The sequence below is a fragment of the Lysobacter sp. 22409 genome, assembly GCF_052045105.1.
GTDB lineage: Bacteria > Pseudomonadota > Gammaproteobacteria > Xanthomonadales > Xanthomonadaceae > Lysobacter > Lysobacter antibioticus_B.
In genome coordinates this window covers 39,632-52,736 of sequence record NZ_JBQEOE010000039.1, presented here as the reverse complement: position 1 = coordinate 52,736, position 13,105 = coordinate 39,632, and the positions used below count along the sequence as shown (strand labels likewise).

Annotated in this window: 11 protein-coding genes; 5 read left to right on the top strand and 6 right to left on the bottom strand. The window is 69.5% G+C overall.

Translation table 11 applies throughout. The annotated features are described in order from the left end of the window. The first annotated feature begins 181 nt into the window (after window positions 1-181). Entirely contained in the window at window positions 182-2,197 is a 2,016-nt protein-coding gene (locus tag ACTJJK_RS18175) for a M13 family metallopeptidase (protein ID WP_440730880.1), read from the top strand. Between the two features lie 90 nt (window positions 2,198-2,287). Here ACTJJK_RS18175 and ACTJJK_RS18170 read toward each other — a convergent pair whose 3' ends face one another. Genes ACTJJK_RS18170 through ACTJJK_RS18155 form a run of 4 tightly spaced genes read right to left on the bottom strand, consistent with a single transcriptional unit; the run spans window position 2,288 to window position 8,408 of the window. Next, on the bottom strand, window positions 2,288-5,020 hold the full coding sequence (locus tag ACTJJK_RS18170) for a bpX6 domain-containing protein (protein WP_440730879.1): 2,733 nt from the start codon (window positions 5,018-5,020) through the stop codon (window positions 2,288-2,290). Beyond that, a complete protein-coding gene (locus ACTJJK_RS18165; protein WP_440730878.1) occupies window positions 5,013-6,848 on the bottom strand; it encodes a hypothetical protein in 1,836 nt (611 codons plus the stop codon). The genes ACTJJK_RS18170 and ACTJJK_RS18165 overlap by 8 nt, the downstream gene beginning before the upstream one ends. Before the next feature lie 4 nt (window positions 6,849-6,852). After that, window positions 6,853-7,269 carry a bpX5 domain-containing protein gene (locus ACTJJK_RS18160; protein ID WP_440730877.1) on the bottom strand — a complete coding sequence of 139 codons (417 nt, stop codon included), beginning with the start codon at window positions 7,267-7,269 and terminating at the stop codon, window positions 6,853-6,855. Next, entirely contained in the window at window positions 7,266-8,408 is a 1,143-nt protein-coding gene (locus ACTJJK_RS18155; RefSeq protein WP_440730876.1) for an AAA family ATPase, read from the bottom strand. The genes ACTJJK_RS18160 and ACTJJK_RS18155 overlap by 4 nt, the downstream gene beginning before the upstream one ends. 248 nt (window positions 8,409-8,656) lie before the next feature. Here ACTJJK_RS18155 and ACTJJK_RS18150 point away from each other — a divergent pair, with 248 nt between their 5' ends. The 3 genes from ACTJJK_RS18150 to ACTJJK_RS18140 are packed head-to-tail and all read left to right on the top strand — an operon-like array spanning window position 8,657 to window position 11,417. Beyond that, complete coding sequence (locus ACTJJK_RS18150) at window positions 8,657-10,012, top strand: ATP-binding protein (RefSeq protein WP_223619302.1); 1,356 nt, start codon at window positions 8,657-8,659, stop codon at window positions 10,010-10,012. Further along, window positions 10,012-10,488, top strand: a complete 477-nt coding sequence (locus ACTJJK_RS18145; RefSeq protein WP_408953114.1) for a hypothetical protein — start codon at window positions 10,012-10,014, stop codon at window positions 10,486-10,488. The genes ACTJJK_RS18150 and ACTJJK_RS18145 overlap by 1 nt, the downstream gene beginning before the upstream one ends. Continuing rightward, on the top strand, window positions 10,485-11,417 hold the full coding sequence (locus tag ACTJJK_RS18140) for a tetratricopeptide repeat protein (protein ID WP_440730875.1): 933 nt from the start codon (window positions 10,485-10,487) through the stop codon (window positions 11,415-11,417). The genes ACTJJK_RS18145 and ACTJJK_RS18140 overlap by 4 nt, the downstream gene beginning before the upstream one ends. Before the next feature lie 16 nt (window positions 11,418-11,433). On the opposite strand, the gene ACTJJK_RS18135 is transcribed toward ACTJJK_RS18140, so the two are convergent. Both ACTJJK_RS18135 and ACTJJK_RS18130 read right to left on the bottom strand, forming a co-directional pair. Continuing rightward, entirely contained in the window at window positions 11,434-12,147 is a 714-nt protein-coding gene (locus ACTJJK_RS18135; protein WP_036149125.1) for a rhomboid family intramembrane serine protease, read from the bottom strand. 92 nt (window positions 12,148-12,239) lie between these two features. After that, a complete protein-coding gene (locus ACTJJK_RS18130) occupies window positions 12,240-12,575 on the bottom strand; it encodes an MGMT family protein (RefSeq protein WP_223619300.1) in 336 nt (111 codons plus the stop codon). Window positions 12,576-12,613: 38 nt separating this feature from the next. On the opposite strand from ACTJJK_RS18130, the gene ACTJJK_RS18125 reads away from it, so the two are divergent. Next, window positions 12,614-13,021 (top strand): hypothetical protein, encoded by a 408-nt coding sequence (locus ACTJJK_RS18125; RefSeq protein WP_031372955.1) that lies wholly within the window; start codon window positions 12,614-12,616, stop codon window positions 13,019-13,021. Window positions 13,022-13,105 lie beyond the last annotated feature (84 nt).

The window sequence follows — 13,105 nt, the reverse complement described above, 5'->3', positions numbered from 1 at the left end:
TTGGGGTGAGCGAACGCCGCTTGCGAGCCATTGGCTCGCGCGTTCGCGAACGCCAGGCGTTCGGGCCGGGGCACGGGTTGGGATGACGGCCTCGCACCCTCCATCCCCCAACCGCCAAACCCGTTCATCGCCGTCGCCGGCGCAGTTGTTAAACTCCCGCATCCCCAGGATGGAATACGCGATGTCGACCCTACGCCCGCTTGCCTGCGCCCTCGCCCTCAGCCTGATTGCCGGCCTGGCCTCGCCGACCGCCGATGCCGCCAAGAAGAAGGCCGCCGCCAAGCCCAAGGCGCCCGCCGCCGCATCGGCCTGCAGCGACTTCTACGCCAGCGCCAACGCCGACTGGCTGCGCAGCAACCCCTTGTCCGGCGCCGGTTCGGTGTCTTCGCTGGAAACCCTCGCCGCCAATGCGCGCAAGCAACAGTTGGAGCTGCTCAACAGCGCCATGACCGCGCCGCAGGGCAACGTGCAGAAGCTGCTCGGCGACTTCTGGGCCAGCGGCCTGGACGAGGCCGCGGTCGAGCGCGACGGCTCGCAGCCGATCGCCCCGCTGCTGGGCCGCATCAACGCGATCAAGAAGGCCAAGGAGATCCCGGCCTCGATCGCCGCGCTGCACCAGGTCGGCATCCCGGTGGCCTTCAACTTCGGCGCCGACATCGACCTGCAGGACCTGGAGCGCCACATCGGCTACTTCAGCCAGGGCGGCCTCGGCCTGCCCGACCCGGCCTATTACACCCGCAGCGACGCCGATACCCGTCAGTTGCTCGGCCACTACAACAACTACGTGCAGAAGATCCTGACTCTGACCGGCACGTCCAAGGACAAGCTGGCGGCCGAGTCGCTGTTCGTGATCGATCTGGAAACCCGCATCGCCCGCGCATCCAAGTCGCTGCCGGACCTGCGCGACCCGCGCGCGAACTACGCCCCGGTCGCGGTCGCGACCCTGGCCAAGCAGTACAAGAACCTGCAGTTGGGCGCCTTCCTCAAGGCCCAGGGCGTCACCGACGACAGCGTCTCGCTGGCGAACCCGCAATTGTTCGCCGAACTCGACAAGCTGCTCGGCAGCCTCAAGCCGGACCAGTGGAAGACCTATCTGCGCTGGCGCGTGGGCGATTCGATGGCGCCCTATCTGGCCAAGCCGTTCCGCGACGCCGAGTTCGAGTTCCGCGGCCGCGTGCTGCGCGGCCACGCCGCGCCGGCGCCCCGTCAGCAGGCCGTGCTCGACGCGATCACCCTCGCCGCCGGCCCGATGGTCGGCCACGAGTACGCCGCGCGTTACCTGCCGGCCGCGACCGACGCGCGCGCCGAACAGATCGCCGGGCAACTGCGCGATGCCGTGGGCAAGGCCATCGATGCCGACACCCGCTTCAGCGACGCGGTCAAGAACGAAGCGCGCGCCAAGCTCGGCAAGCTCAAGATCGAAGTCGGCACGCCCAAGCGCGATCTCGACTACACCGTTCAACCGATGGGCCGCGGCAGCTTCGGCAGCAACATGCTGATCGCCTCGACCTGGCGCCACCGCGAAGAAATGAAACGCATCGGCCGCGGCAACGCCGACCGTCGCTGGGACGTGCTGCCGCAGGAGCCGTCGCTGGCCTACGACATCGCCCAGAACCGCCTGATCGTGACCGCGGCGATGCTGCAGGCGCCGGTGCTCGACCTGAGCAAGCCCGAGGCCGCGCAGTACGGCTCCTACGGCGCCCTGGTCGGCGCCGAACTGACCCATGGCTTCGACAGCCGCGGCCGCTACGTCAACGCCAAGCAGGAAGTGCGCGACTGGTGGACCCCGGCCGAAGTCTCGGCCTGGGACGCGCTCGCCGGCCGCGTCGCCGCGCAGTACAGCGCCGAGTCCTATCCGGGATTGAGCGGGGTCAAGGTCAACGGCAACCAGGTCCGCGAAGTCGCCATCGCCGACCAGGCCGGCGTCGAACTGGCGTGGTCGGCGTTCCGCGCCGCGTCGCCGGCGGCGAGCAAGGACGCCAACCAGGCCTTCTTCCGCGCCTGGGCCGGTCTGTGGGCGCAGCAGCTGAGCCCGGAAGTCGCCGCGCAGCGCTCGGCCGCGGGCATCCATGCCCCGGGCCAGTGGCGCACCAACGTGCCGCTGTCGAACCTGGCCGCGTTCGGCGAGACCTTCGGTTGCAAGGCCGGCACCGCGATGCAGCGCAAGCCCGACCAACAGATCAAGGTGTTTCCCTGATCGAGGCGGCACACAGCGAACTGCGATGAGCGATAAGGAAAAGCCCGGCGCAAGCCGGGCTTTTTCGTTGTCTGCCGTCTCCGCACAACCTCAGAGCAAGGACAGCCCATGCACCTGGCTGCGCTGGGTGTCGATGTCCAACACCCGGCCCTGGTCGTCGTACATCAGCAGGCGGCCGTCCTGCTCGCGCACCGACACCGCCGCGCCGTACGGCCAATCGATCGCCGCCAGCGAGGCCGCGTCGTTGAAGCGGACCAAGTGGAAGCGCATCGCCTCCTCGCCGTACAGGCCGACCAGGAAGCCGTTGGCGAGCGACTTGATGCTGCAGTCGCGCAGCTTGCCGAGTGCATGCGCGGACAACTGCACGCTGCGCCGATAGTTCGACCACGAGTACGCCAACAACATGCCGTCGTCGTCGGCCGACACATCGAGCAATTGCGCGCCGGTGATGGGGTGCAGGCGCAAGCGTTGTTCCAGGCTCTCGGGTACGGCGTCGCGCGAACGCAGGGCGCGCCGCGGCAAGCGGTAATGCCAGCAACTCGCGCCGCGCGCGTCCTGGATCAGGAACAACTCGTCGGCGGCGAAATACTCCGCCGCGATCACCCGGCTGTTGGGCTCGCTGACGCTCCACAACACATCGAGCGACGGCCGCGCCGCGTCGACCACCAGCAGGCGGTCGTTCGACACCAGCGACCAGGCGATGCCGTCGTAACGGTCGGCGGCGAACTGGATCGGCATCACCCCGAGATCGGCGATCTCGTGATGGGCCAGATCCAGCCGTGCGATGCGCGACACCGCCTCGCGCGGCGCGATCACCAACGCCACCTGCAGGCTGTCGGCGATCGCCAACTTGTAGGCCGGCACCGCATAACGACGGACACTGCGGCCGTGACGGTCGATGACCGCGACGCCGGCTTCGCCGAGCGCGGCGAGATAGCGGCCCTCGCCGATCGCGACGACGTCGTGCGCGGCATGCAACCCGGCCGCGGGCGCCTGCCAGCGTTGCTCGCCCTGGCTCTCCCACAGCTTGCGCCCGGCTACCGCCGGCACGCCCCAGGCCGGCAGATCGGCGCGCAGCCAGGGGTCGCCGGACAATTTCAGCAGGCGCTCCAATTGCTGGCGGTCGAGATCGTTCGCGCACGCAGCGCGATCGGCTGCGAGCGCCGGCAACACGTGGGTGGCGAGCATGCGCAAGGCCTTGCCGTTGCCCTTGGCGGCGAGCAGCGCTTCGGCCAGGGCCGCGCGCGGCAACGCAGGCGACGCCGGATCGGCCAGGACCGCGATGCGCTCGGCATAGTGTTCGATCGTGTCGGGCAACAGAGTCGCGCGCTGCACCAAAGCGCGCGCCGACAATTCGTCGCCTGCGGCCTCGGCTGCGAGCAGCCAGCGTCCGGCCTGCTCGCGCAGTTCCGGCTCCGGCCAGACCGCATCGACCGCGGCCAACCACTGCCCCCGCTCAACCAGCGCCTGGCCCCATTCGCGGCGCAGCCTGCCTGCGTGCTCGGGGTGGTCTTTTTCCAACATCGCGATCGCCGCGGCGAAGGCATTGTCGCGACGCGCGACCAGGATCGCGCGCTCGCTGTCGCCGGACAGCATCAGCAAACGGATGATGGTTTCCGCCGGCATATCCCAGCTGAGCGCAAGCTCGGCCGCCTGCGCATGGCGCTGGTGGCGCACCAGATAATCCAGCGCTTCCTGGCGCGCGTTGAGCAACTCGGCGAGCACGAACACGGCTTCGTCGACCTGGCCCTGGCGGTCGAGTTTGTCGAAAGCCTGGCGATAGAGTTTGCGCAGGTGCTCGCGCTCGTAGTCGCCGAGATTGATGTCGGTCGATGCATGACGATCGCCGCCGAGACTGAGGTCGCCACGCCGGCCCGGTGTACCGAAAGCCTGGCCCAGCGAATCGCCGCGGCCGTCGATCGGCAAGGCATTACGCAACGCCTCGCCGAGATCGCCTTTTTCGAACTGCGCCATCATCCGGCGCAGGTAGGCGCCTTGACGCATGCCTATCAGTTTCGAGGCGCGGCTCGCCATCGCGAAACGCACCAGGGCCGAACGCCAGGCCTGCGGCGCGCGCGGCGCGGCGCGTGCGCGCAAGGTGCCGGCGCCACCGTTGCGCGTCTGCGTGGCGTGGCCGCTGCGCGCCTGCCCCGGCTCGCCCGACAAGCCCGGAAAACGCCGCAACAGCCAATCGGCCATGCCGTCGCGGGTGCCGGTGACGCGTTCGCGCAAGCTCGGCGGCGCCTCGGTGCCCACACCGCCGTGTGCACGGCGCAGGAATTCGGCCTGCTCCTTGCTCGGCGGCGGAACACTGTCGCCCAGCACTTCGCGCACGCGCTTGCCGGCGAGCCGGTCGTGGCGCGGCGCGCGCAGACTGAAGCGGCCATCGTAGGTGTCGTGCAGGGCGTAGTCGTCGATGTCGATGACCAGCGAAGGGTCCAGCGCCTGCGCCTGGGCGAAGTGCAGCGGCTGCAAGCGCCCGCCGACCACCAGTTGCACGTCGGCCGGCGCCAGCGCGGCGAGTTCGTCGGCGGTCAACGGCCCTGCGTACAGCCCGTGCGCACCGATGCGGCACAAAGGCACGCCGGCCGCTTCGCTGCATTGCATCGGCCGCGCCTGCTCGAAGCAGAGTACGTCGCCGTCGTCGAAACGCCAGGCGCGACAGCCCATCGTCCACGCTTGCAGAATGCGTTCGGCGCGCCGTTCCGGCGCCAGCCAGTCGGCGCCGAACCACAATCCGGCGACGGGTTGCCAGCCGCGCCAGACCGGATAGCGGACCGTCGCATCGGCCTGCGCCTCCACCTTATCGTTCGTTTCAGCCATCGTCTCCCCCTGTGTAGACGAGCATCTTTCGCGCGCCGTCGCGCAACACCACCAAACGGCCTTGCAGGTCGACCAAGGCGATCAGGTCGGCGTCGACGGCGACGCTGACCGTACTGATCGGACTCGGCGATTCGTACAGCACCGAACGTTCTTGCGCGCCGATGCGCAGCAGCGCCTTGCGGTCCGGACGCAAGGCGATCAAACCCATGTCGTCGCCGTCGGGTTGGCTTAGCCCGACCACTTTCCAGTCGGCCGGCAGCACGATTTCGTACTCGGTCGCCGGGCGCTCGGCGGTGCGCATGAACACCCGCCAGATGCTGGAGCGTTCGCCGCCGTGACCGCCGACGATCTGCTCGACGCAACAGCCGCCCTGCCAACTGTCGAGAGAACAGCGGCCGCTCAGAAAAGCGCTACGGGCTTGGCCCTGGAAGGCGATGCAATCCAGAGCTTCGGCGTGAAGACTCGAGTGCAGATGCAGGCGGCCATCGTGGCAGCGCAAGTACACCGCCTGCGTGGCACTGGTACGCGCGATCGCCAGCACCTGCTCGCCCACGACCTCGTACGCGCTCGGCTCGGATCCCTGCGACGTCCACGACAGCAGTTTGCGCTGGCTCGTAAGCAGCAACAGGCGCCGATAACCCGCACCGCGATTGAAAAACACGCAAGGCAGCAGGCGCGCCGTGCCGGTAGTGACATCGAGATCGCCCTGCGGCGGCAACGGCAGCCGGCCCATGCCCTCGAGTTGCCAGCCCTCCAACCCTTGCGACAGCGGAATCAGCCCGGCGAAATGGCGCTCGGTCAGGGTCGCGGCGAGCAGCGATTTGCCTTTGCCCCAGCGCGTGGTTTTCGGCGGCGCCAAGCGCGCCACGGCGCTGGAGGGCAAACGATAGACATGGGCGGCGCTCTCGCCGGCGAGCGGCACGGCGATGTGGCGGCCGCCCCAGGAGATCAACGGTGGCTGCTTCAGCGACAACTTGCCCTGGCCGCGCGCGCCGGTAGCGACTTCGGTCAGGCGCGAGACCTCGACGCGCTCGAATTCGCCGCGCAGCAAGGCGCTGGAACGCTCGGGCGACGGCAAGGTCAGGCGCAGTTCGCGCCGCGCCTGGCGCGAGGCGATGGTCACTGCGAGCTGTTGCTCGCCGGCACGCGCAACGTCGACGCGATGGCCCAGACCATAGCCGGCCGCATGCGCGCCGATCGACCAGCGCTCGCCCGGGCTCGGATCGGCTTCGTCGAGCGCACGCCGCCACTCGCGTTCGTGATGGTCGCGCGCGGCCTGTGCGTTGCCCGCGCTGTCGGAAGCGGGGCCGCCCGGTGTCAGGCTGCGCGCCTGTAGCAATTGCTTGAGACGTTCGGGCGCGTCGGCCGGATGCAGCACGCCGGGCGCGCCGAGCACGCCCCAGGCGAAGCGCGCCTTCGCCGCCTGCGCGCGTTCGGCCAGCAGGATCCACATCGCCACGTGCACCAGGCGCGCCGCGCCGAGCTGGCCCGGGCCGGTGTCGAACACCGCCACGGTCAGCGCATCGGCTTCGCGCGCGACCAGTTTCGGCGACAGGAACAGATGCTCGCCGCCGGCGGCGCGGCGGTCGAATTCTTCCGGCACCTCGTCGGCCAGCGCCCACTCGCTGAGCAACAGGCGCTCGTAATGGCCGCGCCGACGCAGATCGTCGATGCCCTCGGGCTCGGCCACGCCGCGCTGGGCACGCATCCGGAACGCACCGAGCATCGGGTGCAGGCGCAACAGCAGATCGCCGAGCAGGTCGACGATCTCGGCATCGAACCAGTCCAGCCACGGCCGCCAGGGTTTGAGCGCCTCGGGTACCCGCATCGGCTCAGCTCCGCCAGTGCGCGCGGATCTGCGCGATCAGCGCGTCGCTCGCCGGCAGCGCCCGGTGCAGCGGCACGATCTGCATCGGCTCGGGCCACAGCAGCAGCGGCGACTGCCGATGCCGGCGCGCGATCGCGCGCAGCAGCAAATCCAGCGGCAGGTCCGGGCGCTGCGTCGTCGGCAGCCACAGCGCCGGCGCTTCCTGGCGCGGCGCGATATAGGCCACGCCGTCGCTCCACGGCAGCGCTTCGTCGGCGCCGGTGACGATGACGGCATCGGCGTTCGCGGTCAGCATCAGCGCCTCGCGCATGCGCGCGTCGACGCGCGCGAGCGCATCGAGCAGGCCCTGCGCCGCCGCGCCGATCCCGATCGCGCCTTGCGGCGCGGGCGGGTCGGCCTCTGCGCGCCAGCGCCACTTCATGTCGGCGCGGCGACCCGTTCGACCAGCCGCGCGCGCTCGGCGGCGAGTTCGGGCGGAATCGAATGCGGGTCGAAGTTGGCGTCGATCTCGCGCAGCAGGGCTTCCGCTATCGTCGTCGCGGCCGGTGCGTCGGCCGCGCCGTGCAGGCAACTGCGCGCGGCTTCGATCAGGCGTGCGGCGCGCGACACCGGCTGCAACACCGCATGTTCGACCGCGGCACGCAAGGTCGGGTTGGCCGCCGCCGACAGCGAATCGCGCAAGGCGTCCTGGGCCGCCGCCTGCGCCTCGCGGGTCGGCATCACATAGAACAGCGGCCACAGGTCGGCGGCGGTCGCAGTGTCGCGGCCGGCGAGCACGGTCGCTGCGGCGATCAGGCGCTGGACCTTGACGATGCGCCGGTCCGACAGGCTCAGGCCGGCACCGCGTAATTTGCGGATCGCATCGGCCAGCAGGCCGCGCGCCGGGCCCATGCTCACCTGCGGCACGCGCCGGCTCAGCAAGTCGATGTCGGCCAGTTCGGTGCGGTGCTCGACCGCGGCGCGCTCGGACTGCCAACCGCCTTCGAGCAGGGCTTCGAGTTGATGGTCCGGCACCGGCTCGACGAACAGGTGCAACAGGAAACGGTCGGCGAACGCGGCCAGCGACTCGTCGTCGGGCAAGGCGTTCGCCGCGCCGACGCAGACCCGCAGCGGGCAATCGATCTGGGTGTGGCCACGACGGAAGCGGCGCTCGTTGAGCACGCCGAGCAAGGTGTTGAGGATCGCGGTCGAACCGAGGAAAACCTCGTCGAGGAAGGCGACCTCGGCTTCGGGCAGCATGCCGGTGACGTCGGTCTCGACCACGCCCTCGCGCAGCCGGCGCAGATCGACCGGGCCGAACAATTCGGCCGGCTCGGTGAACCGCCCGAGCAGATATTCGAAGTAACGGCCGCCGAGCGCGGCGGCGACGCGCCGCACCACCGCGCTCTTGGCGGTGCCGGGCGGGCCGATGATCAACAGGTGTTCCTGGGCGACCGCGGCGAGCACGATCAGCTCGGCGACTTGCTCGCGCTCGACCAGGCCGGTGGTGGCGGAATGCACGGCATCGCGGACGCGGGCCGCGGCCTGCTCTGCGGCGGAAGGTTCGGGCGAAAAAGTCATCGACGGACGGCCTGGATCCTTGGCGTCGCCATCGGCGGACGGCGCGCTGGCGGCGCGCGGTCCTGCGGCGGCGGGCTTGCTGACGGGGCGTGGTTCGCGGCCCGGAAACGGACCTGCGCCACAGTTCGCACTGTAGGCGCAGCGCTCGTCGAACCGCAACCGGCGCCACGGTACGGTTGCGATCGCGGACCTATCCTGCGCGGTTTTTCTTTACGCTATACGCCGCCACACCCGGCCAGGATGCCGTCATGCCCGATACCTCCCTCGACGATCTGCTCGCCGCGCTGGCCGCCAGCCCGCACAACCCGGCGCTCGGCATGCTGGTCGTGAACGCCTGCCTGAACGAATCCGACCCGGACGCATTGATCCGTGCGATCGAACTCGGCGGCGACACCCTGCTGGCCGACCCGACCCAGCGCGACGCCGCGCTGCGTTTGCTGCTGGAGCACCGCCACGATGAACGCGTGGTGCGGATCGCGCCGGAGAATTCGGCGGCCTCGCTGTTCGCGCGTTCGCGCCTGCTGCTCGGCGAAGGCCGCCGCGAAGACGCGCGCAGCCTGTACCAGCAGGCCATCGCCCTCAACCCGGCGCTCGAAGACGCGGCCCTGGCGACCGAGCTGGCCGGCAAGGTGATCTCGCTGGCCAATGCGCGGCGCATGCAATCGGGCAGCCTGCAGACCAGCATCGCCAACGACGACACCGATGCCGACGACGTATCGCGGCTGTTGCAGCCACCGGAGGCGCGAATCGGTTTCGCCGACGTCGGCGGCCTGGACGAGGTCAAGCACCAGATCCGCCGCCGCATCATCACCCCCTTCCTCAAGCCCTCGCTGTTCGAGCGCTTCAAGCGCCGCTCCGGCGGCGGCATCCTGCTGTACGGGCCGCCCGGCTGCGGCAAGACCCTGCTCGCCCGCGCCACCGCCGGCGAGTGCGGCGCGCGTTTCTACAACGTGGCCATTACCGACGTGCTCGACATGTATATCGGCGAGTCCGAGCGCAAGCTGCATGCGATCTTCGAGACCGCGCGGCGCACCGCCCCGGCGGTGGTGTTCTTCGACGAGATCGAGGCCATCGGCGGCAAGCGCCAGTACTCGCGCGAAGCCACCTCGGCCAAGCTGGTCAGCCAGTTCCTGACCGAACTCGACGGCTTCGGCCAGAACAACCAGGGCGTGCTGATCCTCGGCGCCACCAACGTGCCGTGGGCGGTCGACGCCGCGTTCCGCCGCCCCGGCCGCTTCGACCGGGTGCTGTTCGTGCCGCCGCCGGACGAGCCGGCGCGGCGCGCCATCCTCGAGCTGTTGCTGCGCGAGCGCCCGCTCGGCGACGACATCGACGGCGCCGAGATCGCGCGCTTGAGCTCGGGTTACTCCGGCGCCGACCTGCGCAACCTGGTCGAGACCGCGATCGACGAGGCCATCGAGGCCTCGATCGACCAGGGCCGGGAAATGCCGCTGACCATGAGCCACCTGCGCGCGGCTCTCAAGGACACCCGTTCGACCACTCTGGAGTGGCTGACCACGGCGCGCAATCACGCCCGTTACGCCAATCAGGGCGGCCAGTACGACGAGGTGCTGGAATTCCTCAAGCGCCACGGAGGCGGCTGATGGCGGCCTCGGTCTATCGTTTGCCCGACGAGCCCTTGCCGTCCGGCCTGTCGCGTTACGCGGTCGATCCGGTCTGGCCCTTGCTCAGCGTGATGCTGGCCGGCAGCGGCTTCGGCCTGCTCTGGTTCGGCTTCAATTCGCTGGCGATCGGCAGCCCGACGCGCTGGCGCGAATGGCTGTGCATCGGCCTGAGCGCGGTCGGCAGCCCGCTGCTGCTGTTCGCTCTGCTGCTGTGCGAGCAGAACGGTTGGCTGCAGGGCGCGCAGTTGCGCTACGCGTTTCTGAGCATCCTGTTGCTCAAGCTCGGCATGGCCTATGCCGTGTACCTGATGCAGCAGCGCTGCTTCGAGATCTGGGAGTACTACGGCGGCCAGGCGCGCAACGGCCTGCCGTTGATGATCCTGCTGGCCGTGGTCGGGCGCGGCGCGCTCGGCGCCGTGCAACTGCCCGCCTTGTTGTCGGTGATCCTGCAATGAACGACGCCAGCCACGGTTACTGGTTGCAGATGGCCGAGCGTTACTACGCCCACGGCCAGATCGACGAAGCCATCGACGTGTTGCTGCGTCTGCTCGGCGAAGACCCCGATCAGGCCGGCGCGCACGCCTTCCTGGCCCTGTGCCTGGTCAAGCGCAAGCGCCTGCATGCGGCCGCGCTGGAAGCCGCGCGCGCTCTCGAACTCGAACCCGAGTCGCCGTTCGCGCACCTGGCCGCAGCGATCGTGGCGACCGCCGGGCGGCGTTTCCGCGACGCCGAAACGCATCTGCACTCGGCGCGCGAACTCGACCCGGACTCGCCCTCGATCGCCGATGCCTTCGCCCGCCTCTACAACGCCTGGGGCCGCGATGCGCAGGCCCTGGAAGAAGCGCGCCGCGCCTGCGAGCTGGAGCCGGCCGATGTCGACTACCAGGCCTTGCTGGCCTCGCTGGAACTGCGCCGCGGCGAACGCCGCAAGGCCGAGGCCCTGGCGCGCGAGGTGCTGGCCGCGCATCCCGAACACGTCGAGGCCTTGTGCGTACTCGGCCATTGCGAACTCGCCGCCGGTCGTACCGACAGCGCCCGCGACCACGCCGCCTGGGCGCTGCAGATCGACCCGATGGACGGCGAAGCCCTGACCTTGATGGCGGCGGTGAAAGCGCGCCGCAGCTGGCTGCTCGGGCTGTGGTGGCGGTTCCAGAGCTACATCAGCGCCGGTTCGCGCACCCGCGCGGTGGTGCTGCTGCTCGGCATCTTCCTGCTCTACCGCATCGCCCTGATCGCGCTGCCCGAGCATGGCCTGTCGCACTGGGCCGGACCGCTGTCCTACCTGTGGCTGGGGTTTTGCGCCTACACCTGGATCGCGCCGAGCCTGTTCTGGCGCTCGATCAAGCGCGAGCTCGAACAGGTCAAGCTGCGCCCGGGGTTCTGAGCGGCGCTGTTCGGCGTTACTTGACCACGCGCAGCTTGGTGGTCCGCCTGCGCTGGCGCAGCGCTTCCACGCGCGGATCGCGGCGGGGGCCACCGCGACCGCTGCCCGGCGGTCGCTTGCGCCAATACAGAATGGTCAGCCAACCGACCAGCATGCCGCCGAGGTGGGCGAAATGAGCGACGCCGGTGCCCTGGGCGAAGACGCCGTAGAACACCGCGGCGACCGCGTAGATGATGACCAAGGTGCGCGCCTTGAGCACGATCGGGAACGGCAACAAGGTCACGCGCCGGTTCGGGAACAGCATGCCGTAGGCCAACAGCAGGCCGTAAACCGCGCCCGAAGCGCCCAGGGTCACATAGACGTCGCCCTGGCGCGCAGCGATCGAGGCGATCAACAACTGCAACAACGCCGAACCGATCAGGCAGGTGAAGTAATAGATCGCAAAACGCCTGGCGCCCCATTCGTATTCGAGCGAAGCGCCGAACATCACCAGCGCCAGCATATTGAACACGAGGTGGCCGATGCCGCCGTGCATGAAGCCCGATGTCAGCAACTGCCACGGCATGAAGTTGCCGGCAGCCGGGATATGCGCGGGCAACCACGGCCACAACTCGCACCACAGCACCCAACCGCGCGTCGCATCGCCTTGGCTCAACAGCGCTTGCAGGATGAATACGACGACATTGGCGATCAGCAGTTTCCTGACGACCGGCGGGATACTGGAAAACATCGCGGCTCCTCGAATCGGGCGCTATGGTAGCCGCTGCCTCGGCGTCGCACCGTGAGCGTCGCGTCGAGGCGCGGCCCGCGCGCAGGCTGCGTTCAGTCGGCCGGGCCCCAGATCTGCGAATCCAGAGTCGGCGCCGCACGCTGGCCGCGCACGCGCCCGTTCACCACCGCCACGCCTTCGGCGCGCAGGCGCTGGCACTGCTCGCGATAACCGGCCGAACCTTCCGGCAGCGCGATACGCCCGTCCGAACGCAGCACCCGGTGCCAGGGCAGCTTGGCGTCGTCGTTCTCGCTGAGCAGGCGCGCCACCAGACGGGCCCGTCCGGGCAGCCCGGCGCGGCGCGCGACCTCGCCGTAGCCGGCGACTTCGCCCTTGGGGATGGCGCGGATCGCGGCCCGGATGCGTTTTGCGGCAGTTTCGCTGTCCATCGCGGTAGCATATGCCCTGCAACGCGCAGGAGTCGCCCATGCATTTCGAACAGATCCGTACCCATCTGACCCGAGCCGGGTTCCACCTCACCGTCCACGACGAAAACGTGATCTGCATCGAGCTCTCGCTCGAACAGGGCACGCGCCACCAAGCGATCTTCCTGTCCGAACTGGAAGACGACGACGGCCGTCCGTTCGTGCGCGTGAGCACCGCGATCGCTCCGACCACCGGTCTGGACGCGCGCCGCGCGCTGGCCTTCAACTGGGAAAGCCACGTCGGCTACCTCGCCATCGGCGACCTCGACGGCGTGCCCTATCTGCAACTGTGCGAGAACCGCCCCGCCGAAACCCTGGACGCGGCCGAGCTGCAGCGCCTGGTGATGGAGATCGGCGGCGTGGGCGACCGCATGGAACGCGTGCTGTCGGCGGACGGCGATCTGCTGTAAGGCGTCGTTTGAGGTTTCCGATCTCTCCGGCCTCCGGGGGATCGCGGTCGAGGCTTCGGGTCAACGCGAGGTTCGCAGTCGCGG

Bases quoted from the DNA above. Each gene is read 5' to 3' on its own strand.
- ACTJJK_RS18130 (WP_223619300.1), bottom strand. From the start codon at position 12,575: ATGGACAGCGAAACTGCCGCAAAACGCATCCGGGCCGCGATCCGCGCC.
- ACTJJK_RS18155 (WP_440730876.1), bottom strand. From the start codon at position 8,408: ATGACTTTTTCGCCCGAACCTTCCGCCGCAGAGCAGGCCGCGGCCCGC.
- ACTJJK_RS18140 (WP_440730875.1), top strand. From the start codon at position 10,485: ATGAACGACGCCAGCCACGGTTACTGGTTGCAGATGGCCGAGCGTTAC.
- ACTJJK_RS18175 (WP_440730880.1), top strand. From the start codon at position 182: ATGTCGACCCTACGCCCGCTTGCCTGCGCCCTCGCCCTCAGCCTGATT.
- ACTJJK_RS18125 (WP_031372955.1), top strand. From the start codon at position 12,614: ATGCATTTCGAACAGATCCGTACCCATCTGACCCGAGCCGGGTTCCAC.
- ACTJJK_RS18150 (WP_223619302.1), top strand. From the start codon at position 8,657: ATGCCCGATACCTCCCTCGACGATCTGCTCGCCGCGCTGGCCGCCAGC.
- ACTJJK_RS18160 (WP_440730877.1), bottom strand. From the start codon at position 7,269: ATGAAGTGGCGCTGGCGCGCAGAGGCCGACCCGCCCGCGCCGCAAGGC.
- ACTJJK_RS18145 (WP_408953114.1), top strand. From the start codon at position 10,012: ATGGCGGCCTCGGTCTATCGTTTGCCCGACGAGCCCTTGCCGTCCGGC.
- ACTJJK_RS18135 (WP_036149125.1), bottom strand. From the start codon at position 12,147: ATGTTTTCCAGTATCCCGCCGGTCGTCAGGAAACTGCTGATCGCCAAT.
- ACTJJK_RS18165 (WP_440730878.1), bottom strand. From the start codon at position 6,848: ATGCGGGTACCCGAGGCGCTCAAACCCTGGCGGCCGTGGCTGGACTGG.
- ACTJJK_RS18170 (WP_440730879.1), bottom strand. From the start codon at position 5,020: ATGGCTGAAACGAACGATAAGGTGGAGGCGCAGGCCGATGCGACGGTC.